We start from the raw sequence: 23,865 nt of genomic DNA, 5'->3' as shown, positions 1-23,865 counted from the left end.
GGTAGAACCAGCCCTCGCCGACGCCCGGCATCGCCGAGAACCACAGGCCATCTGTTACCAAGCTTCAAGACCGCTTTCAGGAAGTCTTTTAAACATCCGCAGACGGCCATCCGGCGCACCATTTCCGCCCCCGCCGCCATCCCATCCCGATATTCCCGCCCCACCTCTGATCCCAGGGCTATTGCATATGAGGCAAGTCCCCTCCCAAACCCTCCCCACAAGGGGGAGGGCTTAACCCGGCCGCGCCGTCCGTTTCAGGAAAGGGACGTTGACTGCCTCGTATCTCCCCTCTTGTTGGGGGGGGGGCCGAAGGACGGAGCAAGACCCGTGGCTCGCCCCGGTCGCCCGGCAGACCAGAGAGGGTCTTATTTCAAATACGATAGCCCCCTCTCTGATCCGGGTCGCTCATCACCGCGTAATCATGAAAAAGTGATTGGGCTGCCGCATGCCGAAGCAGGTGAAGAAAAGCGAGTTGCCGCAGAAGACCTGCGTTTCTTGTGGACGCCCGTTTTCATGGCGGCGCAAGTGGGTTCGGGATTGGCCGGCGGTCAAGTTCTGTTCGGAGCGATGCCGCAAAGCCAGGGGAGAGACCAGATGAAACAGCCTTCCATCGCCATTATCGGCGCCGGTATGGCGGGCCTTGCGCTTGCGGCAGAACTTTCGGCGCATGCGCAGGTGACCCTGTTCGACAAGAGCCGCGGTGTCGGCGGAAGGCTTGCCACACGCCGTGTGGGCGAGACCGGGTTTGACCATGGCGCGCAATATTTTACCGTGCGCGATGCCCGCTTCCACAGCGCACTCGAGCCGTTTCTGGAGGCCGGCCATGTCGAGGCGTGGAATGCGCCGCTGATGCGCCTCAATGCGGATCGGTCGCTGGAACGGCTTGTCGACCGGGCGCCGCGTTTTGTCGGCGTGCCGGCGATGACCTCGCTTGCCAAGGCGATGGCCGCTCCCTTCGAGGTGAAGGTCGACCAGAAGGTTTTTTCGATCGTTGGTGCTCCCGGTCGCTGGTACCTGGTGACCGAAGAGCAGCCTTATGGCCCGTTCGACTGGGTGATCTCGACCGCGCCCGCGCCGCAAACGCAGAGCCTTCTGCCACTTGGCGAGGCGGATAAGGCGGCACTTTCGACGGTGCGGATGAACGGCTGCTTCACGCTAATGCTGGAATTGCCGGGTGATATGCCGCTGCCGTTCGAGGCCTGCCAGGTGGCGGCTTTGACCGATTCGGCAGAGGGTTTGCCTGTCATCAGCTGGATTGCCGCCAACAGCAGCAAGCCGGAGCGGGAGGCGACCGCAGATGTTTCCCAAGGCTCATTGCCCGACCACACACTTGTTATCCATGCCGGCAGCGCCTGGTCCGATGCTCATCTCGAGGATGAGCCGGACACGGTGCGGGAGCATATGCTGACCGCCTGCCGGGATCTCTTTCCCACCCTTGCCTTTGATGCCGCAACTGGGGTGAAGCTGCACCGCTGGCGGTATGCCAATGTGGAAACACCGCTCGGGCAGCCCTTCATCCTCGACCGCGACAGGCAGATCGGCGCCTGCGGCGACTGGTGCATCGGCAACCGCGTGGAAGCGGCATTCCTGAGCGGCCACAGTCTGGGCGTCGCGCTGAGAGAGATGCTTTGCGACAGTTTACCTGCCCGGACGACACGAAAGAGGGAAGCGTGATGGTCTCGCCGCAACGCCTCACCGTGCTTTTGACATGCGCCGGCGCCCTGCCGTCCTACCTGCTGCAACTGCCCATGTTCGATGAGGGCGCCCGGCTTTTTGCCTTCATCGCCTATGGCGCGGTCATTGCAGCCTTCATGGCGGGGACGTTGTGGGGGCTGGTGCAAAGTGCTGAACGGTCGTCGATTGTGATATCCATGCTTGTGATCAGCAATGTGCTGGCGCTTATCGCCTGGGGCACGGTTCTGATGCCGGCAGGCCGTCTGGCGCTGGTGCTTCAGGCCGTATCGTTTGTCGGGCTTCTGGCCGGAGACCGGTATCTGGCGTCGGGCGCGCTCGAAAAGCGCTGGTATTTTACCCTGCGCCTCTCGGTCACGCTGCTGGTGCTGTTTGCTTATGGATTGGCGCTCATCACGTTTGACTGACAGCCATCTACCCGCTTTACCAGTCGATCGGCTGGCCATCATAGGCGAAAAAGCGGCCGCTTTCTTCCGACGAAAGCCCGTCGAGCACTGAAAGCATCGCCCTTGCACTGACCTGCGGTTCGCTGCGCTGGTGGCCGCCCGAATATTTTTCTGACAAGGACGTGGCAACCGTTCCCGGGTGAAGCGGCACCAGAACGGTGGCGGGATGGGTGCGGGCAAGCTCGATGGAGGCGGTGCGCACGATCTGGTTGAGGGCTGCCTTGGAGGCGCGATAAGACATCCAGCCGCCCAGCTGGTTATCGCCGATGGAGCCGACGCGGGCGGACAGAAACGCCATCAGCGCCCGGTCGCGTTTTGAGAGAAGCGGCGAGAAATAGCGGATCAGCAGTGCCGTTCCCACCGCATTCAGAGCAAACTGCCGCATCATTGCGTCTGCGGAAATCTGGCGGATCGATTTTTCCGGGCCAACCCCATCAATGGTGAGCCCGCCGGTTGCGCAGAAGATCAGCTGGAATTCACCCGACAGCGTGGCCGCCACCCGTTGAACGCTCTCCTCGTCGGTGACATCAAGCCCGTTTTCGCTGCGCGACAGACGCACCAGCTCGCCAGAACGCGGATCATCGGCAATGACGGCGCAGAGCGCCTCACCAATGCCGCCGCTCGCGCCAATCACCAGTGCGCGATAATCCTGTGGCAGGGATGTCATCAGGGCGTCTGTCATCATCGTCTCCAGCGGTTGTCGTGTTTTTCTTTATACGCATGAGCTGAAAGACCGGTTCTTTGCCTCACACCCGTTCTTTTGCATCAAGCTTTTCCAAAAACCGCCGGGCGCTCGCGCGATAATCCTGCCGCTGCCCCTCGGCCATGCGCGCCCATGTGGCATAAGGCTGGGCAAGGCGGTGATTGGCGGACAGCAGTTCCCGGTTGCGATCGAGAAAATCCCAGTAGAGCGCGTTGAACGGACAGGCGCCCTCACCCGTTTTCTTCTTCACTTCATAACGACAGCCCGTGCAGTAGTCCGACATCTTTGAGATATAATTGCCGCTTGCGGCATAGGGTTTGGAGCCCAGAAGCCCGCCATCGGCAAACTGGCTCATGCCGATCACATTGGGCATTTCCACCCATTCATAGGCATCCGCATACACCTCCAGATACCATTCATGCACGGCAGACGGCGCAATGCCCGAGAGGAGCGCAAAATTGCCGGTGATCATCAGCCGCTGGATGTGATGGGCATAGGCGTTGTCGATGGTCTCGCCAATGACGGTGGCAAGGCAGGCCATGTCCGTCTCGGCCGTCCAGAAAAAATCCGGCAGCAGGCGCGAAGCTTTCAAAAAATTGCTCGCGGCGTAGTCGGGCATCTTCAGCCAGTAGATCCCACGCATATATTCGCGCCAGCCGATAATCTGGCGAATGAAACCTTCAACCGCATTGAGCGGCGCACGCCCCTCCAGATAGGCGCGTTCGGCCGCACGACAGACGGAGAGCGGATCGAGAAAACCGATATTGATGTAAAACGATAAAAGCGCGTGGTTGAGGGTGGGATCGGATGCCAGCATCGCATCTTGCGTTTCACCGAAATGGCTCAAGAAATCCGCGATAAAATCGTCCTGCAGCGTTTGCGCATCGGCTGCGGTGACGGCAAGACCGAAGCCATCGAGGCGGCCGATATGATCGCCGAACCGTTCCGCCACCAGCTTCAGCACGTCACGCGTGATCGCATCCGGCGCAAACTGCCGGCGGCGCGGGCGCAGCAGATCCGGTTTTGCGGGCTTGCGGTTTTCCGCGTCGAAATTCCAGCGCCCGCCTGAAGGCACGTCCCCTTCCATCAGAAGGCCGGTCTTGCGGCGCATGTCGCGGTAGAAAAACTCCATGGTCAGTTGCTTGCGGCCGGCAGCCCAGGTGGCAAATTCTTCATGGCCGGCCAGAAAGCGATCGTCGGGGCGGATGTCCACCGGACAGCCCGCCGCCTGCTGCCAGCCGCGCATGTCGTCCAGCACACGCCACTCACCGGGCTCGGTGACGATGACGCGGTCCGGCGCCAGATCCGCCACGGCACGCAAAAGCTCGGCGCGAAACGAACCGGCGTTTTCGGGGTCGTCCAGATAGGTATAACGGACTTTGTATCCCGCCTCGCGCAGGCTCTCCGCATGATGGCGCATGCCCGACAGGATGAAGGCGATCTTGCGTTTGTGATGGCGCACATAGGTCGCTTCCGCCATCACCTCGCACATGAGGATGACGTCGCGGGCCGGGTCGGCATCGCGAAGGCTTGAAAGGTCGGGCGACAGTTGGTCGCCGAGAATGAAGATGAGATTGCGTGTCATGAACCGGCGGCTGGTCAAACTGGGGATCCATAGTCCCTTACGCCGTTATGGTCGGATCAGATTACACGAAGGGCTTCAGGAAAAGCCCTCGCCTGTCTCCTGGCTGGGTTCAGGAGCGATAAAGCAGGCCGGCGCTTTGCAGCTGGCGTGCGCCGTGATGGGTGACCAGCGAGCGGGCCATGGTGCAGAATGCCTGCGGATTTTGTCCATACTGGAGGGTGCTGGCGGCCACCTGCGCCTCCGCCTGCTGGCGCCTGCGGGTGGACGACCAGTTCATCTTTCCACCGAGGTTGAACAGTTCGACCTGAAGATTGTCGACGTTGAAGTTCAAGCCGAGGCAATTGGTGTTTGCCACGACGAAAACCGCATAGGTTTCAAACACCTTCATGGGATCGCCGCGCGCCTGATCTGCCGCTGCCGCCGTTGAAAAAACCAGAGATGCCAGAAGAATTGTAATGCGCAACATGAGCTGCCCTCCTGATGATGAAACTACGCTCAGCAGGATTTTTCACAATTGCTACTTTTCACCCCTCTAAAATGTTAACCATATCATGGCAGAAACGATGCCCCCTGTGGCAGCTACGCTCTTGCGCTGGTGATTATGCCCGTCGAAGCGGAATGATTCGAGCCGGTTGCGCCGCCTCGTTTCCGGACAGGGAAACGCCGGGAAGGCGGGTGCGGCCGATCGGGAAACGCATGATGCACTCGTCCTCCTCCAACTCATCCGGGCGGCGGGTCAGGAGATCATAAAGCTCCGGCACCAGGCCATCGCCATTCTGCTCTGCAAGCTTGTGCAGGCCGATCAAAAGGGTCGGGTCGCGGCGGTCTTCACTCATCTCGTCTCACTCAATCTCTGTTCGCTGCGCTCATGCATGGTCTGAAGTGCCCGCTCCAGCGAGGATTTTGAACCGTTGCGCAAGGGGATGAAGGCCTTGGAAAACTTCTTGCAGCCGGTCTTCACCCGCAGACACGCATCATGGCTGATACAGTCGATGGGGCAGAACACACAATCGACGGAGGGCAAAAGTGTATCGATGCGCGATACTGCTTCGCGCAAGCCGCCATCGTGGTGGATCAACTCGGCGCCGAAATTGCTGGCGATCTGGCGCAGATGCGCCACCTGGCAATCACGCCCGCCGACATAGAGAAAGCTTTTGACGCTGCGACTGTCCTGCGCCTTTGCCGGCATTGCCTCATCCCGCGCCCTGCTGTCAGCCTTGCGCTTGTCTTTCTTCGCCACGGCTCGTCTTCCTCTTCATCATCCGAGTCATTTCCCCCTCGCAAGGGTGCTTGGCGGGCACCATAGATAACATGACAAATCGAGTAAAGAATAAACTTGAGTGTTTGCATCATGATTATGTGCGCCCGTCCCCACCGCGCCAGGATTTGACGATTCGCACGGGCAAACTTTTACCGTTTGATAAAAATTTTGGCCGTGTTACGCTCCCGCAGTTGCGTAAGAATTCCATGATAAATGAGGGATGCAACATGGACAGACTGGGAAGCGGCATCGCGGGAGGCCGGCTGGCACCCGCAGACTATGACAAGAATTTTTCCGACCTTCATCCACGGTTAGACCGGCACGAGGCGCTCGTTGCCGCCGATCGCTGTTACTTCTGCCACGACGCGCCGTGCATGACGGCCTGTCCCACCGCCATCGATATTCCGCTGTTCATCCGGCAGATATCGACGGGCAATCCGCTGGGTTCGGCCCGCACCATTCTTTCGCAAAACATTCTCGGCGGCATGTGCGCGCGCGTCTGTCCCACCGAAACGCTGTGCGAGGAAGCCTGCGTGCGCCACACGGCAGAAGATCGCCCCGTGGAGATCGGTCGGCTGCAACGTTATGCCACCGATATTGCCATGGAGACCGGCCGGCAGTTTTTTGCCCGCGCGGCAGAAACCGGAAAGACCATCGCCGTGATCGGCGCCGGCCCGGCGGGCTTGGCGTGCGCACACCGGGCTGCCATGCACGGCCACACCGCCATCATCTTCGATGCCCGCGAAAAGCCCGGCGGTCTCAACGAATATGGCATCGCCACCTATAAGGCGACCGACGATTTTGCACAGCGTGAGGTGGATTATCTTCTCGCCATCGGCGGGATCGAGATCCGTACCGGACAGGCGCTCGGCCGCGATTTCTCGCTGTCGGATCTCACCCGCGATTACGATGCGGTGTTTCTCGGCCTCGGCCTTGCCGGCGTCAATGCACTCGGACTGGAGGGCGAAGATCTTGCCGGTGTCGATGATGCGGTGGATTTCATTGCCGCCCTCCGCCAGACAAAAGACAAGGCCGATGTGCCGATCGGCCGGCGCGTCGTCGTGCTCGGCGGCGGCATGACGGCCATCGATGCGGCCATTCAGGCAAAGCTGCTGGGCGCCGAAGAAGTCACGATCTGTTACCGGCGCGGCAAGGAGCAGATGAACGCCTCTGAATACGAGCAGGATCTTGCCGCCTCCAAGGGCGTGCTGATCCGTCACTGGCTGTCGCCCAAACGCATCCTCGGCCGTGACGGAACGGTTGCCGGCATCGAACTCGACTATACCGCCCTCCGCGACGGCCACCTGACCCTAACAGGCGAAACGGGCGTGATTGCCTGCGACCAGGTGCTGAAGGCCATCGGCCAGTCTTTCACCACAAGTGGCCTTGGCGCGCTTGCGATGGAACGCGGAAAGGTCCTCATCGACGAACACTGTCGAACCTCGCTCCCGAAGGTTTATGCCGGAGGTGATTGTACCAGCCGCGGCGAAGACCTGACGGTGCAGGCCGTCGCCCACGGCCGCGATGCGGCAGAGGCCATTCATCTTCAGCTTGTCTCAGCCGGTCAGCCGGCTGTGGCGGTCGCGTGAACAGGGGGAGGATGAACCATGGCTGATCTCACAAACAATTTCGTCGGCATCAAATCGCCCAACCCCTTCTGGCTGGCGTCTGCGCCACCCACCGACAAAGCCTACAATGTCGAGCGCGCCTTCAAGGCGGGCTGGGGCGGTGTCGTCTGGAAGACGCTCGGCTCCGAAGGCCCGCCGGTCGTCAACGTCAATGGTCCGCGCTACGGCGCGATCTGGGGCGCCGACCGCCGGCTTCTGGGCCTCAACAACATCGAACTGATCACCGACCGCGACCTGCAGACAAACCTGCGCGAAATGAAGCAGGTGAAGATGAACTGGCCGGACCGGGCACTGGTTGCCTCGATCATGGTGCCTTGCGTGGAAGAGGAGTGGCGCGCCATCCTGCCGCTGGTCGAAGAAACCGGCGTCGACGGCATCGAGCTGAATTTCGGCTGTCCGCACGGCATGTCCGAGCGCGGCATGGGTTCGGCCGTGGGCCAGGTGCCGGAATATATTGAAATGGTGGTGCGCTGGTGCAAGCAGTACACGCGCATGCCGGTCATCACCAAGCTGACGCCGAACATTTCCGACATCCGCCACCCGGCACGCGCAGCAAAACGCGGCGGCACCGATGCCGTCTCGCTCATCAACACCATCTCCTCCATCGTCTCGGTCGATCTCGACACGTTTTCGCCCAATCCCTCGATTGGTGGAAAGGGCAGCCATGGCGGTTATTGCGGCCCGGCGGTGAAACCGATTGCGCTCAACATGGTTGCCGAAATCGCCCGCGATGCGGAAACCTACCGCATGCCGATCTCCGGCATCGGCGGCGTCACCACCTGGCGCGATGCGGCGGAATTCTTGGCGCTTGGCGCCGGCAATGTGCAGGTCTGCACCGCCGCCATGACCTATGGCTTCAAGATCGTCGAGGAAATGATCTCCGGCCTCTCCGACTGGATGGACGAAAAGGGCCACAAAACGCTCGATGACATCACCGGCCGCGCCGTCGGCAATGTCACCGACTGGCAGTTTCTCAACCTCAATTACGTCGCCAAAGCCCATATCGACCAGGACGCCTGCATCAAATGCGGCCGCTGCCACATCGCCTGCGAGGACACGTCTCATCAGGCGATCACGCAGATGGTCAATGGCGTGCGCCACTTCGAGGTGATCGAGGAGGAATGCGTCGGCTGCAACCTCTGCGTCAACGTCTGCCCGGTCGAAAACTGCATCACGCTGGAGGCGCTACCGGCCGGAGACCTCGACAAACGCACCGGAAAGCGCGTGGACCCGACTTACGCAAACTGGACGCAGCATCCGAACAATCCAATGGCTGTGGTGGCGGCGGAGTGAGGGACACGGGGCGGGCGGGGTGTGATGCCCCGCTTTGTTTATGGGGATGTGCAGTAAGTGGCCACTGCAATGGCCGTGTCGCAAACCGTTGCTAGCGTCACCTTGCCGAGTCTTCCAATTGCAGCAGGGGATCAAATGAGCGCCACATTGAAGGAACTGAGCGACCGAATAGTTCAGGTTGGCGACCTTTATGCGAGGGTGCACAACATCCCGCGTAACCCAGACTGGTATCTGCTGAAACTGACGGAAGAACTTGGTGAACTGACAGCTGAACATCTATTGATGGACGGTCGGTCGAAACTCAACACCGAGGGTTCAGGCGGCACCCGCGAGGCACTCGAGAACGAAGCCGCTGATTTGTTTGGCCAGTTCATCCTTTATCTCAGCGAAAATCACATCGACATCGAAGCGGCCATAGAACGCAAATGGCTTCGGCATCTTGAACGGTATGTGGAACTCGATCGGGCTGCAGCAACCGCAAGCATCTGAACCTCACTTGTTCCAAAGGGCGATGCCATAGGTCAGGGCAAACCCGGGCGGAAGGGATTGCAGACTGGCGCCGGAAGCAGTCGCCAGCTTGTGAGGTTAAGAGCCCGCCGGAAACAAGGAGCAAGCCCGCTCATGCACTGTGATGGGAATATCATCATCCCCTCTGCGTCAACATGGCTGATTTAGGATGCGGCAGTTTTGAGGTAGAGGTCCCTCACGATCAATAGCGTCCAGTCATAACATGCAAACATCCGATATGTGGGACTGGTTCCCTATCGTCTTCTTTCCGCTCAAGATTCTCGTGTTGGGCGTGGGCATGTTCTACGCCATCAAATGGCATCGCGATCAGGAGAAAAAGAAGTAGCACCATCAGCGGCGCGTCAGCGCAGCGCCCCCCGATTGGGGAAGCGATTTCTGCTGCGTCGCCCCCGCCTCCATTGCGCCTCATGCAACCGAGGAGACTGTGCCAAGGGCCTCAGACCGTGCGCGCCGGTGCAACCGCGCCCTCGATAAGCTTGGCGTTTAGCACCAGATGGTGCTAATTTGGCAGCAGCAGAGGAGCCTAAGTCATGCGCTCAACAATAAAGCTCGACGACCAGCTTCTTGAGCAGGCACGAGCCCTCACCGGTACGAAGGAAACGGCAGCGCTTGTTCGCCAAGCGTTGGAGACGCTTGTGCGTATCGAATCCGGCAGGCGCCTCGCAGCCCTTGGTGCCTCCATGCCTGACGCAGAAGCAGCACCGCGCCACCGCAGCGACAGCGGCGCATGATCTTGGTCGATACCTCCATCTGGATCGATCATTTTCGGCATGGCGACGATGAACTCCGTGTGATCCTCGAAGAGGACCGTCTGTTGTGCCACCCCTTCGTGATTGGGGAACTGGCGCTTGGCAGTCTGCGAAATCGTGATGCGGTCATTGCGTTGCTTGAGGCACAGCAACAAGCCTTGGTAGCCACACACGAGGAAGTCATGCTGATGATCGCACGTCATTCCATATTCAGCATGGGCATCGGCTATACAGAGGCACATTTGCTCGCATCGACCTTGCTCGATCGCAGATATGCCTTATGGACCAGAGACAAACGGCTTACCGCTGCGGCTCAAAAGGCGGGCGCACTGCTTCATACACCGACCACTATCGTCAGTTGAATGCACGAGAACATTGCCTTCACCATCCCCCACATTACAAATCATTCGCGATGCGATAAGAGCAGACCTTCTCTGCCTCCCCAACCGGCGACAACTGGTCGGCAGACACCTTTTCGCACCCATTCCGGAGATAGAAACATTATCAAGATCATGGTTTTGCTGCACAGCGCGGTTGGCGTGGACTGGCAGTCTCCCCCGAAGGGCACCAGCCTGAAGACGTTGGGTGAAGCCGAAGAGCAGGGGTTTGTCGAAGTGCGCGGCGAGTTCCAGAAGCGCCAGATGCGGCTGACGCCGCTTGGCGTCCAGCATCTGGAGCGCGACAGGCGACGGCTGGAAGCGCGCCGGACGTAAGCTGCGCGCGCTGCGGCTCCTTCACCGGCGTCGCGTGCAGCGGCGGCAATATCCAAGGACCCGGCCATCCAAACACCCTCAATGTCAATCGAACGTGACAGCCGCACCGGGCGTGAGAACCAAAAGGCAGGCGAAGCGTCTGGCCAAATCAGCCGGTGAAAGGCATAATTGTCGCTTGAACTTTCGTGCCATATCTTCGCATGCATTGGATCTGCAATGGTGGAATCGATACCGGATATCCTGAGGTCCTGGCTGGAAACGCCAGGCCGGGACTTGGATGGATCGAGCCCCATTCTGAAGAGCGGTGCGCCTCCGGGCAATTTTGGCGATCTGGGCACGTTGATCGACCGCTCGTTCAAGGCGGCGCGCGTCGGCATCTGGGAATGCAGCCTGCCGGATGAGACGCTGCGCTGGACGGACACGGTGTTTGAACTGTTCGACATTGAGCCGCAATCGGCGATCAGCCGCGATTACATCGTCTCGCTTTATTGTCCGCAATCGCGCCTCGACCTGAAGGCCGTGCGCGACAAGGCAATCGAAGACGGCACAGGCTTCACGCTCGATGCCCGCATCACGACGGCCAAGGGCAATCTTCGCTGGATCCGGATCACGGCAATCGTCGACCGGATCGACGGGCGTCCGGTCCGCATTTTCGGCATGAAGCAGGATATTACCTCGGAAAAGCTGATGTTCGAGCAGATCCGCCGCATGACCGAGGTGGACAGCCTGACCGGCCTTGCGTCGCGCGCACGGTTCGAGGACCTGTTTCGCACGATCTGGACGGAAAAGCAGGCCTTGCCCCACGCCCTGCTGCTGATCGATCTCGATGGCTTCAAGGCGGTCAATGACCGGCTCGGGCATCAGGCCGGCGATGAATTCCTGCGGTTGACGGCGCGCCGCCTGATCGAGGCAGCACCCACGGCCGTGATGCGGGCGCGGATCGGCGGCGACGAATTCGCCATCATCCAGGCCTTCGAGACGCAGCAAGACCTGATCATGCTGACCCGGCAGATCGCCGAGGTGCTGGATGACGACGTATCCCTCAGCCTCCACGGCCTGACGGTGAGCGCCTCGATCGGCGCGGCGGAGATCTGCCAGACCAGCACGCCGGAGGAAATTTTCCTGCGGGCAGACCGGGCGCTTTACCGCGCCAAGGCCTGCGGCAAGGCCGCCTTCAATCTTGATCTGCAGCCATGACGGCAGGCTTCTCCCCCGCGCTCCGCACCGGATAAAAGTAACCGCTTTTCGTCAAAATCCCGCCGACGAAACAAAAAACGGAAACAAAAACCGAGAGCCATTCTGTCTCATCAGACGCTCCAGACCGAGCGGGCGACAGACAACAGGCGCCTGCCTCGAATGGCTTTTTCCGCCTGCGCGCCATTCGCAACGCTTGCGATGGAAGACAAAGCTGCGGCACTTCATTTCCCGAGGGCGAACGCCGGTCCGGTTATGTCCCGTCGGGCGGCCCCTCGCCCAGCACCGCCACCATCGCCCGCATGGCGCGCGTTTCATGCCGTTCGCGATGGCGCAGGAGAAAGAACGGCCGCGTCGGCATGGGGAAATCCGGCATGACCAGCCGCCCTTGCGCCAGATGCGCCTCCACCGCGCGAAAGGAGAGCACGGCAGCGCCCGTGCCGGCTTCGACAGCCGCAATCACCGCTTCGTTCGAGGGTAGCTCCAGCGCCACCTGAAGGGCCGCGGGCGTTATGCCCAGCCGCTGCAACTCCTGTTCAAGGCCGGCGCGCGTGCCAGATCCCGGTTCACGGTGGATCCAGCTTGTGGTCAGAAGATCGGTCGGGGCAAGCCCCTCGCCTTTTGCCCAGCGGTGGCGCCGGCCAACAACCAGCACCAGCCGGTCCTCCCCCACCCGCGTGACCGAAAGCGCCGGCGCATCCACCCGCCCCTCGACCACGGCCAGATCGGCGCGCCCCGCCAGCACCGCCTCGGCTGCCTGTCGCGTATTGCCGACGCTGATGGCCAGCACCACCGGCGGATGACGCTCGCGGTAGACCATCAGCCGCGAGGGCAGCCAATAGCTTGCAACCGTCTGGCTTGCATGGATCGACAGCGTTCCCGACGGTGCGCCGGACAGATCCTTCAACAGGCGCGCTGCCTCATCCGCCTGTTCCAGCACGGCACGCGCCTGCGGCAGAAACAGCCGGCCCGCCTCGGTCAGTTCGATACCGCGCCCGACGCGGTTGAACAGTTTTATGCCGTGGCGCGCCTCCAGCGCGGCAATCGCGGCGCTGACGGTTGATTGCGTGAGATTGAGCTGTTCGGCAGCCCGCGTGACATGGCTTTCCGCAGCCACCGCCAAAAAGATCCGCAACTGTTCAAGGGTCATCGGCAATCATCGTTATTTTCGATTAAACCGACAATATCGATTTGTTGGACCGATGAAAGGGGCAGGCGCACACTGCGGGCATCAAATTTTTCAGAATGATGCGCCTGCCATGCCGAACCAAACTCTCCCCGCTGATCGCGCCAAGACCCCGGCCATGCCAGGCCTTGACCTGTTGCCGGGCCTTGCCCTGACCGGCACCATTGCTGCATCCGCCATGCTGTTTCGCGCCTATTCCGGCATCGGTGCGCTGTCGCCGCTCATTCTTTCGATCATCATCGGCATGGTGATCGGCAATCTCACCCAGCCGCCTGCCGCCTGCCGGCCCGGCATGGCATTTTCCCTCAAACGGCTGCTGCGCTTCGGCATCATTCTGCTCGGGCTGCAGATCACGCTGTCGCAGGTTCTCTCACTGGGTCTTGGCGGCCTGATCACCGTGACGCTGACGCTGGCCGTCAGTTTCCTCGCCATCATGGGCGCGGGGCGTGTACTCGGCGTTGATCGGCGGTTGACCGGGTTGATCGCCGCCGGCACCTCCGTCTGTGGCGCATCGGCGGTGATTGCCGCCAATGCCGCCGTGCGAGGTCGCGACGAGGATGTGGCCTATGCGGTGGCCTGCGTCACTATTTTCGGCTCCATCTCCATGCTCGCCTATCCGCTGCTGATGGTGCCTCTGCATCTGGATGCGACGGCCTATGGCCTGTGGTCGGGCGCCACCATTCATGAGGTGGCGCAGGTCGTGGCCGCCACCTTCCAGGCCGGCGATCTTGCCGGCCAGTATGGCACGATCGGCAAGCTTGCCCGCGTCATGCTGCTGGCACCGCTGGTTCTGACACTGGCGCTGACCGTGTTTAAAAGACCGGCGGGCGAGAAGGCTGCGGGCTCACCCTTCCCGTGGTTCGTCATCGGCTTTTTGCTGATGGTGGCGTTAAACAGCGCCGCAAGCCTGCCGTCCGAATTCCGCCAGATCGCCAGCCAGGCCGCAACCTTTCTGCTTGCAACCGGCCTTGCCGCGATGGGCCTGCAGACGCAGGTGCGCCAGCTTGCGGCCCGCGGCCTGCGGCCGCTGGCGCTTGGTGCCTTCGGCTGGCTGTTCATCTCGGGTTTCGGTTATATGATGGTGAAGCTGACCGGCTTTTGAGCCCGTATCAGTTAACGGCCTTTTCCACCTTCAGCCCGCGCAGAAAAAGCTCTTCCAGATAACGGGCGGCATCCTCGAAACGGCCTTCTCCGGCCTTGTTGCCAAGGACAGCGCGCACCTGCACATCGAAATCGGCATAATGCTGCGTGGTCGACCAGATGGAAAAGATCAGGTGATAGGGATCGCATTTGGCGATCTTGCCGGCCTTCGCCCAGGTGCGGATAACTTGCGCCTTCTCATCCACCAGTGCCTTCAGGGGGCCGGTCAACTCGTCCTCGATATGCGGCGCACCCTGCAGGATCTCGTTGGCAAAGAGCCGGCTTTCGCGCGGAAAATCCCGCGACATGTCCAGCTTGCGGCGGATATAGGAGCGGATTTCAGACTCGGGATCGCCGTCCGCATCAAAGGCCTTCAGAGGCTCCAGCCAGGTAAACAGCATGCGGTCGAGAAGCGTGCGATGCACGGCCTCCTTGGTGCGGAAATAATAGAGCAGATTGGGTTTTGACATGCCCGCAGCGTCTGCGATCTGGTCGATCGTTGCGCCGCGAAAGCCATAGGCGGAAAACACGTCCAGCGCCGCTTCGAGGATCTTTTCCTCTTTCTCTTCCTGAATGCGGGTGCGCCGCTGCGTTTTCGCCGCTCGTGGAATCATGGACCCGTTATCCCCTCTTGCACTGCGCACGACAAGACGCAGATGCACAAAAATTACCCCAGAAAGCCCGTTGCCGGATTTCTGTTCATTTTTTCATCCCGGCGGCGTTTTTCGACTTGAGTGCAACCACGGAAATTGTAAGGTTTTACCAACCGGTCAATTTATCGGCGACGCACCCGACAAAGGCAAGCCATAGCTTGCTGCATCACAAGAAGGACGCGCGCCACGACCGCACGGGAACAGCAGCCGGGCATCAGACCCCCAAGGGCTGAAACAGTTGAAGGAATGAGCGAATGGTGGCGGCACCAGGCGAGAACTTGCGTGTGAACGGCGATCGGCTGTGGGACATGCTGATGGAGATGGCAAAGATCGGCCCCGGCATTGCCGGCGGCAACAATCGCCAGACCCTGACGGATGAAGACAGCGAAGGGCGCCACCTGTTCAAGCGCTGGTGCGACGAGGCGGGGCTTTCGACCGGCGTCGACAAGATGGGCACGATGTTTGCAACGCGCCCCGGCACCGATCCGGATGCGCTTCCCGTCTATGTCGGCAGCCATCTCGATACGCAGCCGACGGGCGGCAAATATGACGGCGTGCTTGGCGTTCTCGCCGGGCTCGAAGTTATCCGCACGCTGAACGACCTCAATATCCAGACAAAACATCCCATCGTCGTCACCAACTGGGCAAACGAGGAAGGCGCCCGTTTTGCCCCGGCCATGCTGGCGTCTGGCGTGTTTGCCGCCATACACAGCCTCGATTACGCCTACGGGCGAAAAGACCCCGACGGCAAGACCTATGGCGAGGAACTGAAGCGCATCGGCTGGCTGGGTGATGAAGAGGTCGGCGCGCGAAAGATGCACGCCTATTTCGAATATCACATCGAGCAGGGCCCGATCCTTGAAGCCGAGGAGAAGCAGATTGGCGTGGTCACCCACTGCCAGGGGCTGTGGTGGCTTGAATTTACGCTTGTCGGACGCGAGGCGCATACCGGTTCCACGCCGATGACCATGCGCGTTAATGCCGGCCTCGCCTTCGGCCGTATCCTGGAAATGGTGCAGGCGGTTGCCATGGAAGAGCAGCCGGGGGCGGTTGCCGGCGTTGGACAGGCCTTCTTCTCCCCCAATTCGCGCAATGTGCTGCCGGGCAAGGTTGTCTTCACCGTCGACATGCGCACGCCAAGCCAGGAGAAGCTTGACCGCATGCGGGCCAAGATCGAGGCGGAGGCCGCAAAAATCTGCGAACCGCTCGGCGTCGGCTGCTCGGTGGAAGCCGTCGGCCATTTCGATCCGGTGACATTCGATCCGGTGCTGGTGGAGCGGGTGCGCTCGGCTGCCGAAAAGCTCGGATACAGCCACATGAACATCATCTCCGGCGCCGGCCACGATGCCTGCTGGGCGGCAAAACTTGCCCCGTCGACCATGATCATGTGCCCCTGCGTCAACGGCGTCAGCCACAACGAGGCGGAAGAGATTTCGAAGGAGTGGGCAGCCGCCGGCTGCGACGTGCTGTTTCACGCAGTGGTTGAAACGGCGGAGATTGTGGGGTGATCATGCTCGCGCAAGCCGCCCCCTCATCCGCCCTTTGGGCACCTTCTCCCCGCGGGGGAGAAGGGAGGGTGCGTGTTGCGCTGTCGGCAATCTCCACAGAACGTCCGGCATCCAGAGACAGGGTTTGGCAGCGCAGAAGCCATGGAAACACCTTCTCCCCCGCGGGGAGAAGGTGCCGGCAGGCGGATGAGGGGGCGCCACGCATGGACAGACATGACGTCACCAAGCGCCGCCCCGGAAAAACGACCCACGCACGCCAACTGCGACAGACGGAAACCGAAGCCGAATATTACCTCTGGAGCGATCTGCGGGCGCGCCGACTGAACGGCCACAAGTTTGCCCGCCAGATTCCGCTTGGCGCTTACGTCGTGGACTTTCTCTGCCGCGAAAAAGGGCTGGTGGTGGAACTGGATGGCACCCAGCATGCCGACAGTCTTCACGATATCGTCCGCACCCGCTGGCTGAATGCACAGGGGTACGGCGTCATTCGCTTTTGGAACCATGAGGTGCTGATGGAACGGGCGGCCGTGCTGGAAACGATCCTTGCCGTTCTGGACGGACGACTGACTGAGGCATGTGAGAGTATTCGGTTTTCACCCGCCGTTCGGAGGGCAAGATGATGTTTGCGCAAGCGGCCCCCTCATCCGCCTGCCGGCACCTTCTCCCCGCTGGGGAGAAGGGAGGCTTGCCGCACCACCATCATTCAACAGCCACGCATCACATCCGTCATCAGGCATTTATGTCGAGGTTAGCCATGGAAACCCCATCTCCCCTGCGGGGAGAAGGTGCCGGCAGGCGGATGAGGGGGCGGCGCGCATGACCGAAAATCAAGACACCCGGGAGAGACACACACCATGACCACAGTCATCAAAAACGGTACGATCGTCACCGCCGATCTCACCTACAAGGCGGATGTGAAGGTGGACGCGGGGAAGATCATCGAGATCGGCCAAAACCTCTCCGGCGATACCGTGCTGGATGCCACCGGCTGTTATGTCATGCCGGGGGGTATCGATCCGCATGTGCATCTGGAAATGCCGTTCATGGGCACCTATTCCGCCGATGATTTTGAAAGCGGCACCCGTGCCGCCTTGGCCGGCGGCACAACCATGGTGGTGGATTTCTGTCTGCCCGACCCCGGCCAGTCGCTTCTCGATGCGCTGAAGCGCTGGGACAACAAGGCGACACGCGCCAATTGCGATTATTCCTTCCACATGTCCGTGACGTGGTGGGGCGAGCAGGTGTTCAACGACATGAAGACGGTCGTTGAGGAAAAGGGCATCAACACCTTCAAGCATTTCATGGCCTACAAGGGCGCGCTGATGGTGAACGATGACGAGATGTTCGCCTCGTTTTCGCGCTGCGCCGAGCTGGGTGCGCTGCCGCTGGTGCATGCCGAAAACGGCGATATCGTTGCCGCCATGCAGGAAAAGCTGATGGCTGAGGGCAATAACGGCCCGGAAGCCCATGCCTATTCGCGGCCTGCGACCGTCGAGGGCGAGGCCACCAACCGCGCCATCATCATTGCCGATATGGCGGGCGCGCCGCTTTATGTCGTCCACACCTCCTGCGAGCAGGCGCATGAAGCGATCCGCCGGGCGCGCCAGAACGGCATGCGGGTTTATGGCGAACCGCTGATCCAGCACTTGACGCTGGATGAGAGCGAATATGCCAACCCAGATTGGGACCATGCCGCACGCCGCGTGATGAGCCCACCGTTCCGCAACAAGCAGCATCAGGATAGTCTCTGGGCGGGGCTTGCCAGCGGCTCGCTGCAGGTCGTCGCAACCGACCACTGTGCCTTCACTACCGACCAGAAGCGGTATGGCGTGGGCGATTTTCGAAAAATCCCGAACGGCACCGGCGGTCTTGAAGACCGCATGCCGATGCTGTGGACTCATGGCGTGGCGACCGGCCGCATCACCATGAACGAATTCGTCGCCGTCACCTCGACCAATATCGCAAAAATCCTCAACGTCTATCCGAGGAAAGGCGCCATTCTCGTCGGCGCCGATGCCGATCTCGTCGTCTGGGATCCGACGCTGACCAAGACAATCAGTGCAAAGGCGCAGCAATCTGCGATCGATTACAATGTCTTCGAGGGCAGGACCGTAAAAGGCCTGCCGCGCTACACGCTGACCCGCGGCGTGGTCGCCATCGAAGAGGGCGCAATCAAGACCCGCGAGGGCCATGGCCAGTTCGTGGCGCGCGAGCCCTATCCGGCCGTCTCCAAGGCGCTGTCGACCTGGAAGGACCTGACGGCGCCACGCAAGGTGGAACGCTCGGGCATTCCGGCATCGGGCGTGTGAGAGGCACATGACGCGGCACATCAAGCGGCGATATTTTCAGCCAAAGGCCCCACCGGGCCTTTGCGCACGCATCATTTCTGACAAGGCTTTTTCATGAACCCCTCGCCTCTTTCCGTCGTTTCCGCCAAAAATCTTGGCCTCACCTTCGAGACCAATGACGGGCCTGTGCATGCGCTGTCGAATGTCGATCTCGAGATCAACAAGGGCGATTTCGTCTCGTTCATCGGCCCCTCCGGCTGCGGCAAAACGACGTTTCTGCGCGTCATCGCGGATCTCGAAAAACACACGGCCGGCACCATCACCGTCAACGGCATGACACCGGAGGAGGCCCGCAAGAACCGTTCCTACGGTTATGTCTTCCAGGCCGCCGCCCTTTATCCCTGGCGCAGCATCGAGAAAAACATCGCGCTGCCGCTCGAAATCATGGGGTATGCGAAATCCGAGCAGGACAAGCGGGTCGCTGCCATGCTCGACCTCGTCAATCTCAGTGGCTTTGGCAAAAAATATCCCTGGCAGCTCTCCGGCGGCATGCAGCAGCGCGCCTCGATCGCCCGTGCGCTCGCCTTCGATGCCGACCTGCTGCTGATGGACGAACCCTTTGGCGCGCTTGACGAAATCGTGCGCGATCATTTGAACGAACAACTGCTCAAACTCTGGGCCGCGACGAAAAAAACCATCTGTTTCGTCACCCATTCCATTCCCGAAGCGGTCTATCTCTCCACCAAGATCGTCGTGATGAGCCCCCGCCCCGGCCGCGTCACCGACATCATCACATCGACACTGCCGAAGGAGCGCCCGCTCGATATCCGCGAGACACCGGAATTTCTGGAGATTGCTCACCGCGTGCGCCAGGGCCTAAAGGCGGGGCATAGCTATGATGAATAGTATGTTGCAAATGGCCTTTTTGGCGCAGGGAGGAACGCCATGAGCGCCTACCTGCGTGACCGCATCCTGCCGGTCCTCACCGTTATCGCCGCCATCCTCGTCCTCTGGCATGTCGCCGTCGTTTATCTCAACGCCCCCTTCGTGCGCGATCAGGCGGCGCGCGCCGGCGAGGCGATCACGCTGTCGCAGCTGGTGGAGCGCACGTTTGCGCAGGAACGGCCGGTGCTGCCCGCGCCGCACCAGATCATCGCCGAACTTTGGGATACCACCGCCAACAAGGCGGTGACCTCCAAGCGCAGCCTCGTCTACCATGCCTGGATCACGCTTTCGGCGACGCTTGCCGGTTTTGCCATGGGCACGGTGCTCGGCATCGCACTGGCCATCGGCATCGTCCACAGCCGGGCGATGGATCGCTCGCTGATGCCCTGGGTGATTGCGAGCCAGACCATTCCGATCCTTGCCATCGCGCCGATGATCATCGTGGTCCTGAATTCCGTCGGCATTTCCGGGCTGATGCCGAAGGCGCTGATTTCCACCTATCTGTCGTTTTTCCCCATCGTCGTTGGCATGGTGAAGGGCCTGCGAAGCCCCGATACGCTGCTGATCGACCTCATGCACACCTACCACGCAAGCCAGGCCCAAACCTTCTGGAAGCTGCGCTGGCCGGCCTCCATGCCTTATCTCTTCACCTCGCTGAAGGTGGCGATTGCCATTTCGCTGGTCGGCGCCATCGTTGGCGAATTGCCGACGGGTGCAGTGGCGGGGCTCGGCGCGCGCCTGCTGTCCGGCTCCTATTACGGTCAGACGATCCAGATCTGGGCTGCCCTCTTCATGGCGGCCGGGCTTGCTGCCGTGCTTGTTTCCATCGTCGGTTATGCCCATCAACGGGTGCTGAAACGCATGGGGGTTAAGCCATGAACGGGTTTCTTGTCTTTGCGCTCGTCTTCTGGATTTTTGCCTGGGGGCTGAATGCCTGGCTGGTGAAGCTGCGGCCGAAAAACCAGAATTTTGCGCGCCTGATCGGCATTGCCGTGCCGGTGCTGTTCGGGGTGACGCTGCTGGTCATCTGGGAATGTGTGGTGCGCGGCTTTGCCATTCCCACCATCCTTCTGCCGCCGCCGTCGATGATCTGGACACGCATCCTCTCCTCGACGCCGATCCTCTGGGCGGATTTCCAGCAGACGTTTTTGAAATCGGTCATCACGGGTTATGTCGCCGGCTGCGGCCTCGGGTTTATCGTCGCCATCCTCGTCGACCGCTCCCCGTTTTTGCAAAAGGGCCTGCTGCCCATCGGCAATTTCGTATCGGCTTTGCCGGTCGTCGGCGTGGCGCCGATCATGGTCATGTGGTTCGGCTTCGACTGGCCGTCCAAGGTCGCCGTCGTGGTGATCATGACCTTCTTCCCGATGCTGGTGAACACCGTGCAGGGGCTTTCGGCGTCCAGCCACATGGAGCGCGACCTGATGCGCACCTATGCCGCCGGCTGGGGCCAGACGCTCATAAAACTTCGGCTTCCGGCCGCCTGGCCGTTTATCTTCAACGCGCTGAAGATCAATTCGACGCTGGCGCTGATCGGTGCCATCGTGGCGGAATTCTTCGGCACGCCCATCGTCGGCATGGGCTTTCGCATTTCCACGGAAGTGGGGCGCAGCAATGTCGACATGGTCTGGGCCGAGATCGCGGTTGCCGCTGTCGCAGGCTCGGTCTTTTACGGTCTGGTGGCGCTCAGTGAGCGGGCCGTCACCTTCTGGCATCCGTCCGTCCGCGGTGGGCGGGCGTAAGGGTAAAATCGCAAACAACAACAAGAGGGAACTGAACCATGACAATCAAACTAGCCTCCCTGCTGCTGGCCGCAGCAGTTTCGCTAACGGCCATGCAGGCTGCCGCCGCCGACAAGGTGACGCTGCAGCTGAAATGGGTAACGCAGGCGCAGTTCGCCGGTTATTACGTTGCCAAGGACAAGGGCTTCTACGCGGAAGAAGGCCTTGACGTCGACATCAAGCCGGGCGGCCCGGACATTGCCCCGCCGCAGGTTCTGGCCGGTGGCGGCGCTGATGTGATCGTCGACTGGATGCCGTCTGCCCTTGCAACGCGCGAAAAGGGCGTTCCGCTCGTCAATATCGCCCAGCCCTTCAAGTCTTCGGGCATGATGCTGACGTGCCTCAAAGAAACCGGCATCACCAAGCCTGCCGATTTCAAGGGCAAGACGCTCGGTGTCTGGTTCTTCGGCAACGAATATCCGTTCCTCTCCTGGATGGCGACGCTCGGCATCAAGACGGATGGCTCCGCCGATGGCGTCAAGGTGCTGAAGCAGGGCTTTAACGTCGATCCGCTGTTGCAGAAGCAGGCCGCCTGCATCTCCACCATGACGTACAATGAATACTGGCAGGTCATCGATGCCGGCATCAAGCCGGAAGAACTGGTGACGTTCCAGTATGAAAAGGAAGGCGTGGCGACGCTGGAAGACGGGCTTTACGTTCTCGAAGACAAGCTGAAGGACCCGGCCTTCAAGGAAAAGATGGTCAAGTTCGTACGCGCTTCAATGAAGGGCTGGAAGTGGGCCGAGAAGAACCCGGATGAAGCAGCCGGCATCGTTCTGGAAAATGACGCCTCAGGCGCGCAGACCGAAAAGCACCAGAAGCGCATGATGGGCGAAGTGGCAAAGCTGACGGCCGGCTCCAACGGCGCGCTCGACAAGGCGGACTACGACCGCACGGTCAAAACCCTGCTCGGCGGCGGCTCGGACCCTGTCATCACCAAGGAACCGAAGGGCGCCTACACGACCGAGATTACGGCGGCGGCCCTGAAGTAAAAACATTCGCCTGATATACTTGGGTTAAACTGACGCGCGGCCTCTGCCGCGCGTTTTTTATTGCGCCCTGCGAGAATTGTGGTCTCTCTGCCACAGAATTGATCCACACGGCTGATACGGTTGAACTGGTCACGTTTTCTTGTACGTTGATCTTGCGCGAAAATTCCGACGTAACCACCTATGCGTCGGTAACTATTAGACCGATGCCAGCTGCCATTTTTTGGCCCGCCAAACAGCAGGAGGAGGCTGTGCGGCGCGCAACGCCCTTTAAAAAGATCCTCTAAAATTTCGGCGCGCTTTCCCCTGGAGGCCGCGCCCGCATGCAGGAACAGGTCGGAAAGCTCATGATTGCCCAGAAGATGCCCGCTGCCATACTGACAACCGCCGCCGGCCTGTTTGCAGCAGTGCTTGCCTTTCCGGCAGGCGCGCAGCAGGCGGCCGCGCCGGGCGCAACGCCATCTCCAGCCTCTGCACCGGCCCCTGCCGCTGGCCAGGTGGCGCTTCCCGCCATCGTGGTCACCGAGGCGGTGGACAGGCCCCTGACCGATAGCGTCGTTGCAAGCGGCACGATCCGCGCTGTGCAGGAGGTTTACGTCCAGCCGCTGGTGGACGGGCTTTCGATCAAGTCGCTCGGGGCCGATGTGGGAGACCGGGTCAAGGCAGGCGATGTGGTCGCCACGCTCAACGAAGACACGCTTCTCCTGCAAAAGAGCCAGCAGCAGGCCAACAAGGCCAAGGCAGAAGCAGCCCTTGCCCAGTTTCAGGCGCAGGTGATCGAGGCGGAAGCCAATCTTGATGATGCGGTTCGCCAGCGCAATCGGGCGCAGACGCTGAGCCGCAACGGCACCGTATCGGCCTCACAGGTTGAACAGCTGACGGCGACGGCATCGGCTGCCGAAGCGCGCCTTAATGCGGCCCGTCAGGCGGTTAATGTCGGCAGGGCCGACATCAAGGTCGTCGATGCCCAGATTGACGATATCGACCTTCGTCTGGAACGTACCGCCATCAAGGCGCCTGTGGATGGCGTGGTGTCGGTGCGCAATGCCAAGATCGGCGCGATTGCCGCGGGCTCGGGCTCTCCCCTCTTCACGCTGATCCGCGATGGCGATATCGAGCTTGTGGCCGATGTGGGCGAAGGCGATATCCGCCGCATCAAACAGGGCTTGTCCGCGCGCGTGATGATCAATGGCGCCGATCAGCCGCTGTCGGGCACCGTGCGCCTCGTGTCGCCCACAGTCGATCCGGTCACCCGCCTTGGCGCGGTGCATATCGCGGTGGACGAGAACAGCGGCGCAAAAGCCGGCATGTACGGATCAGCCAACATCATCGTCACCGAGACCACGGCGCTGTCGCTGCCGCAATCGGCGGTGACCACGGATCGCCACGGCTCCATCGCCCGCCGGGTGGAGAACAATGTGGTGAAGCAGGTCAAGATCGAAACCGGCATCCAGCATGACGGGTATGTCCAGATCCTGAGCGGTCTTGCCGCCGGTGATGTGGTGGTGGCCAAGGCCGGCGCCTTTGTGCGCGATGGCGACCGCATCACACCGGTGCGGGCCGCCCCCGTCGTTTCGAACTGA

General features: G+C 60.9%; 26 protein-coding genes. 19 read left to right on the top strand and 7 right to left on the bottom strand.

Annotation, left to right across the window (positions count from 1 at the left end; genetic code table 11):
• Positions 1-445: 445 nt before the first annotated feature.
• The 3 genes from AC4CWF_RS05415 to AC4CWF_RS05405 are packed head-to-tail and all read left to right on the top strand — an operon-like array spanning position 446 to position 2,099.
• Positions 446-598: a DUF2256 domain-containing protein gene (locus tag AC4CWF_RS05415; RefSeq protein ID WP_491284109.1), complete on the top strand. Its 153-nt coding sequence runs from the start codon at positions 446-448 to the stop codon at positions 596-598.
• Positions 595-1,674, top strand: a complete 1,080-nt coding sequence (locus tag AC4CWF_RS05410) for an NAD(P)/FAD-dependent oxidoreductase (RefSeq protein WP_491284108.1) — start codon at positions 595-597, stop codon at positions 1,672-1,674. Before AC4CWF_RS05415 ends, AC4CWF_RS05410 begins: the two co-directional genes overlap by 4 nt.
• The gene (locus AC4CWF_RS05405; protein WP_491284107.1) at positions 1,674-2,099 is read left to right on the top strand and encodes a DUF3429 domain-containing protein; all 426 of its coding nucleotides are present in this window, start codon (positions 1,674-1,676) and stop codon (positions 2,097-2,099) included. Before AC4CWF_RS05410 ends, AC4CWF_RS05405 begins: the two co-directional genes overlap by 1 nt.
• Before the next feature lie 16 nt (positions 2,100-2,115).
• On the opposite strand, the gene AC4CWF_RS05400 is transcribed toward AC4CWF_RS05405, so the two are convergent.
• The 5 genes from AC4CWF_RS05400 to AC4CWF_RS05380 form a co-directional block, all read right to left on the bottom strand.
• Positions 2,116-2,820 carry an SDR family NAD(P)-dependent oxidoreductase gene (locus AC4CWF_RS05400; RefSeq protein WP_491285227.1) on the bottom strand — a complete coding sequence of 235 codons (705 nt, stop codon included), beginning with the start codon at positions 2,818-2,820 and terminating at the stop codon, positions 2,116-2,118.
• A gap of 64 nt (positions 2,821-2,884) precedes the next feature.
• A complete protein-coding gene (locus AC4CWF_RS05395; RefSeq protein WP_491284106.1) occupies positions 2,885-4,426 on the bottom strand; it encodes a cryptochrome/photolyase family protein in 1,542 nt (513 codons plus the stop codon).
• Positions 4,427-4,535: 109 nt separating this feature from the next.
• On the bottom strand, positions 4,536-4,892 hold the full coding sequence (locus AC4CWF_RS05390; RefSeq protein WP_491284105.1) for a hypothetical protein: 357 nt from the start codon (positions 4,890-4,892) through the stop codon (positions 4,536-4,538).
• A 133-nt stretch (positions 4,893-5,025) separates the two neighbouring features.
• Positions 5,026-5,262 (bottom strand): hypothetical protein, encoded by a 237-nt coding sequence (locus tag AC4CWF_RS05385; RefSeq protein ID WP_491284104.1) that lies wholly within the window; start codon positions 5,260-5,262, stop codon positions 5,026-5,028.
• Positions 5,259-5,615 (bottom strand): DUF2325 domain-containing protein, encoded by a 357-nt coding sequence (locus AC4CWF_RS05380; protein ID WP_491285225.1) that lies wholly within the window; start codon positions 5,613-5,615, stop codon positions 5,259-5,261. Before AC4CWF_RS05380 ends, AC4CWF_RS05385 begins: the two co-directional genes overlap by 4 nt.
• Positions 5,616-5,914: 299 nt before the next feature.
• Between AC4CWF_RS05380 and AC4CWF_RS05375 the strand changes: the two genes are divergently transcribed.
• The 7 genes from AC4CWF_RS05375 (at position 5,915) to AC4CWF_RS05345 (ending at position 11,795) form a co-directional block, all read left to right on the top strand.
• Positions 5,915-7,276 carry an NAD(P)-dependent oxidoreductase gene (locus AC4CWF_RS05375; protein WP_491284103.1) on the top strand — a complete coding sequence of 454 codons (1,362 nt, stop codon included), beginning with the start codon at positions 5,915-5,917 and terminating at the stop codon, positions 7,274-7,276.
• 18 nt (positions 7,277-7,294) lie between these two features.
• Positions 7,295-8,608 (top strand): NAD-dependent dihydropyrimidine dehydrogenase subunit PreA, encoded by a 1,314-nt coding sequence (gene preA, locus AC4CWF_RS05370; protein ID WP_491284102.1) that lies wholly within the window; start codon positions 7,295-7,297, stop codon positions 8,606-8,608.
• A gap of 135 nt (positions 8,609-8,743) precedes the next feature.
• On the top strand, positions 8,744-9,097 hold the full coding sequence (locus AC4CWF_RS05365; RefSeq protein ID WP_491284101.1) for a nucleoside triphosphate pyrophosphohydrolase family protein: 354 nt from the start codon (positions 8,744-8,746) through the stop codon (positions 9,095-9,097).
• 569 nt (positions 9,098-9,666) lie between these two features.
• Complete coding sequence (locus AC4CWF_RS05360) at positions 9,667-9,867, top strand: type II toxin-antitoxin system VapB family antitoxin (protein ID WP_491284100.1); 201 nt, start codon at positions 9,667-9,669, stop codon at positions 9,865-9,867.
• A complete protein-coding gene (locus tag AC4CWF_RS05355; protein WP_491284099.1) occupies positions 9,864-10,247 on the top strand; it encodes a type II toxin-antitoxin system VapC family toxin in 384 nt (127 codons plus the stop codon). Before AC4CWF_RS05360 ends, AC4CWF_RS05355 begins: the two co-directional genes overlap by 4 nt.
• Positions 10,248-10,397: 150 nt before the next feature.
• Complete coding sequence (locus tag AC4CWF_RS05350) at positions 10,398-10,598, top strand: hypothetical protein (RefSeq protein ID WP_491284098.1); 201 nt, start codon at positions 10,398-10,400, stop codon at positions 10,596-10,598.
• 216 nt (positions 10,599-10,814) lie between these two features.
• On the top strand, positions 10,815-11,795 hold the full coding sequence (locus AC4CWF_RS05345; protein ID WP_491284097.1) for a diguanylate cyclase domain-containing protein: 981 nt from the start codon (positions 10,815-10,817) through the stop codon (positions 11,793-11,795).
• A gap of 250 nt (positions 11,796-12,045) precedes the next feature.
• Here AC4CWF_RS05345 and AC4CWF_RS05340 read toward each other — a convergent pair whose 3' ends face one another.
• Complete coding sequence (locus AC4CWF_RS05340; RefSeq protein WP_491284096.1) at positions 12,046-12,942, bottom strand: LysR substrate-binding domain-containing protein; 897 nt, start codon at positions 12,940-12,942, stop codon at positions 12,046-12,048.
• Positions 12,943-13,051: 109 nt separating this feature from the next.
• On the opposite strand from AC4CWF_RS05340, the gene AC4CWF_RS05335 reads away from it, so the two are divergent.
• Positions 13,052-14,080, top strand: coding sequence for a YeiH family protein (locus AC4CWF_RS05335; protein WP_491284095.1), 1,029 nt, complete (start codon positions 13,052-13,054; stop codon positions 14,078-14,080).
• Between the two features lie 7 nt (positions 14,081-14,087).
• On the opposite strand, the gene AC4CWF_RS05330 is transcribed toward AC4CWF_RS05335, so the two are convergent.
• Positions 14,088-14,732, bottom strand: a complete 645-nt coding sequence (locus AC4CWF_RS05330) for a TetR family transcriptional regulator C-terminal domain-containing protein (protein ID WP_491284094.1) — start codon at positions 14,730-14,732, stop codon at positions 14,088-14,090.
• A gap of 293 nt (positions 14,733-15,025) precedes the next feature.
• Here AC4CWF_RS05330 and AC4CWF_RS05325 point away from each other — a divergent pair, with 293 nt between their 5' ends.
• The 8 genes from AC4CWF_RS05325 (at position 15,026) to AC4CWF_RS05290 (ending at position 23,865) form a co-directional block, all read left to right on the top strand.
• The gene (locus tag AC4CWF_RS05325; RefSeq protein WP_491284093.1) at positions 15,026-16,279 is read left to right on the top strand and encodes a Zn-dependent hydrolase; all 1,254 of its coding nucleotides are present in this window, start codon (positions 15,026-15,028) and stop codon (positions 16,277-16,279) included.
• A gap of 203 nt (positions 16,280-16,482) precedes the next feature.
• On the top strand, positions 16,483-16,899 hold the full coding sequence (locus tag AC4CWF_RS05320) for an endonuclease domain-containing protein (RefSeq protein ID WP_491284092.1): 417 nt from the start codon (positions 16,483-16,485) through the stop codon (positions 16,897-16,899).
• Between the two features lie 234 nt (positions 16,900-17,133).
• Positions 17,134-18,588, top strand: coding sequence for a dihydropyrimidinase (gene hydA / locus AC4CWF_RS05315; protein WP_491284091.1), 1,455 nt, complete (start codon positions 17,134-17,136; stop codon positions 18,586-18,588).
• Between the two features lie 93 nt (positions 18,589-18,681).
• Positions 18,682-19,473, top strand: coding sequence for an ABC transporter ATP-binding protein (locus AC4CWF_RS05310; RefSeq protein WP_491284090.1), 792 nt, complete (start codon positions 18,682-18,684; stop codon positions 19,471-19,473).
• A gap of 39 nt (positions 19,474-19,512) precedes the next feature.
• Positions 19,513-20,391, top strand: coding sequence for an ABC transporter permease (locus tag AC4CWF_RS05305; RefSeq protein WP_491284089.1), 879 nt, complete (start codon positions 19,513-19,515; stop codon positions 20,389-20,391).
• Positions 20,388-21,254 (top strand): ABC transporter permease, encoded by an 867-nt coding sequence (locus AC4CWF_RS05300; protein ID WP_491284088.1) that lies wholly within the window; start codon positions 20,388-20,390, stop codon positions 21,252-21,254. Before AC4CWF_RS05305 ends, AC4CWF_RS05300 begins: the two co-directional genes overlap by 4 nt.
• 38 nt (positions 21,255-21,292) lie before the next feature.
• Positions 21,293-22,285, top strand: a complete 993-nt coding sequence (locus AC4CWF_RS05295) for an ABC transporter substrate-binding protein (RefSeq protein WP_491284087.1) — start codon at positions 21,293-21,295, stop codon at positions 22,283-22,285.
• A 359-nt stretch (positions 22,286-22,644) separates the two neighbouring features.
• Entirely contained in the window at positions 22,645-23,865 is a 1,221-nt protein-coding gene (locus AC4CWF_RS05290; protein ID WP_491285223.1) for an efflux RND transporter periplasmic adaptor subunit, read from the top strand.

This window comes from Neorhizobium sp. PAMB6630 (assembly GCF_058242775.1).
The sequence above is the reverse complement of the archived record's forward strand: the minus strand, read 5'-3'. Positions and strand labels throughout refer to the sequence as shown.

Bases quoted from the DNA above. Each gene is read 5' to 3' on its own strand.
- AC4CWF_RS05405 (WP_491284107.1), top strand. From the start codon at position 1,674: ATGGTCTCGCCGCAACGCCTCACCGTGCTTTTGACATGCGCCGGCGCC.
- AC4CWF_RS05380 (WP_491285225.1), bottom strand. From the start codon at position 5,615: ATGCCGGCAAAGGCGCAGGACAGTCGCAGCGTCAAAAGCTTTCTCTAT.
- preA (WP_491284102.1), top strand. From the start codon at position 7,295: ATGGCTGATCTCACAAACAATTTCGTCGGCATCAAATCGCCCAACCCC.
- AC4CWF_RS05300 (WP_491284088.1), top strand. From the start codon at position 20,388: ATGAACGGGTTTCTTGTCTTTGCGCTCGTCTTCTGGATTTTTGCCTGG.
- AC4CWF_RS05350 (WP_491284098.1), top strand. From the start codon at position 10,398: ATGGTTTTGCTGCACAGCGCGGTTGGCGTGGACTGGCAGTCTCCCCCG.
- AC4CWF_RS05355 (WP_491284099.1), top strand. From the start codon at position 9,864: ATGATCTTGGTCGATACCTCCATCTGGATCGATCATTTTCGGCATGGC.
- AC4CWF_RS05365 (WP_491284101.1), top strand. From the start codon at position 8,744: ATGAGCGCCACATTGAAGGAACTGAGCGACCGAATAGTTCAGGTTGGC.
- AC4CWF_RS05390 (WP_491284105.1), bottom strand. From the start codon at position 4,892: ATGTTGCGCATTACAATTCTTCTGGCATCTCTGGTTTTTTCAACGGCG.
- AC4CWF_RS05305 (WP_491284089.1), top strand. From the start codon at position 19,513: ATGAGCGCCTACCTGCGTGACCGCATCCTGCCGGTCCTCACCGTTATC.
- AC4CWF_RS05335 (WP_491284095.1), top strand. From the start codon at position 13,052: ATGCCGAACCAAACTCTCCCCGCTGATCGCGCCAAGACCCCGGCCATG.
- AC4CWF_RS05290 (WP_491285223.1), top strand. From the start codon at position 22,645: ATGCCCGCTGCCATACTGACAACCGCCGCCGGCCTGTTTGCAGCAGTG.
- AC4CWF_RS05360 (WP_491284100.1), top strand. From the start codon at position 9,667: ATGCGCTCAACAATAAAGCTCGACGACCAGCTTCTTGAGCAGGCACGA.
- AC4CWF_RS05375 (WP_491284103.1), top strand. From the start codon at position 5,915: ATGGACAGACTGGGAAGCGGCATCGCGGGAGGCCGGCTGGCACCCGCA.
- AC4CWF_RS05415 (WP_491284109.1), top strand. From the start codon at position 446: ATGCCGAAGCAGGTGAAGAAAAGCGAGTTGCCGCAGAAGACCTGCGTT.
- hydA (WP_491284091.1), top strand. From the start codon at position 17,134: ATGACCACAGTCATCAAAAACGGTACGATCGTCACCGCCGATCTCACC.
- AC4CWF_RS05340 (WP_491284096.1), bottom strand. From the start codon at position 12,942: ATGACCCTTGAACAGTTGCGGATCTTTTTGGCGGTGGCTGCGGAAAGC.
- AC4CWF_RS05385 (WP_491284104.1), bottom strand. From the start codon at position 5,262: ATGAGTGAAGACCGCCGCGACCCGACCCTTTTGATCGGCCTGCACAAG.
- AC4CWF_RS05410 (WP_491284108.1), top strand. From the start codon at position 595: ATGAAACAGCCTTCCATCGCCATTATCGGCGCCGGTATGGCGGGCCTT.
- AC4CWF_RS05395 (WP_491284106.1), bottom strand. From the start codon at position 4,426: ATGACACGCAATCTCATCTTCATTCTCGGCGACCAACTGTCGCCCGAC.
- AC4CWF_RS05330 (WP_491284094.1), bottom strand. From the start codon at position 14,732: ATGATTCCACGAGCGGCGAAAACGCAGCGGCGCACCCGCATTCAGGAA.
- AC4CWF_RS05400 (WP_491285227.1), bottom strand. From the start codon at position 2,820: ATGACAGACGCCCTGATGACATCCCTGCCACAGGATTATCGCGCACTG.
- AC4CWF_RS05295 (WP_491284087.1), top strand. From the start codon at position 21,293: ATGACAATCAAACTAGCCTCCCTGCTGCTGGCCGCAGCAGTTTCGCTA.
- AC4CWF_RS05325 (WP_491284093.1), top strand. From the start codon at position 15,026: ATGGTGGCGGCACCAGGCGAGAACTTGCGTGTGAACGGCGATCGGCTG.
- AC4CWF_RS05310 (WP_491284090.1), top strand. From the start codon at position 18,682: ATGAACCCCTCGCCTCTTTCCGTCGTTTCCGCCAAAAATCTTGGCCTC.
- AC4CWF_RS05320 (WP_491284092.1), top strand. From the start codon at position 16,483: ATGGACAGACATGACGTCACCAAGCGCCGCCCCGGAAAAACGACCCAC.
- AC4CWF_RS05345 (WP_491284097.1), top strand. From the start codon at position 10,815: ATGGTGGAATCGATACCGGATATCCTGAGGTCCTGGCTGGAAACGCCA.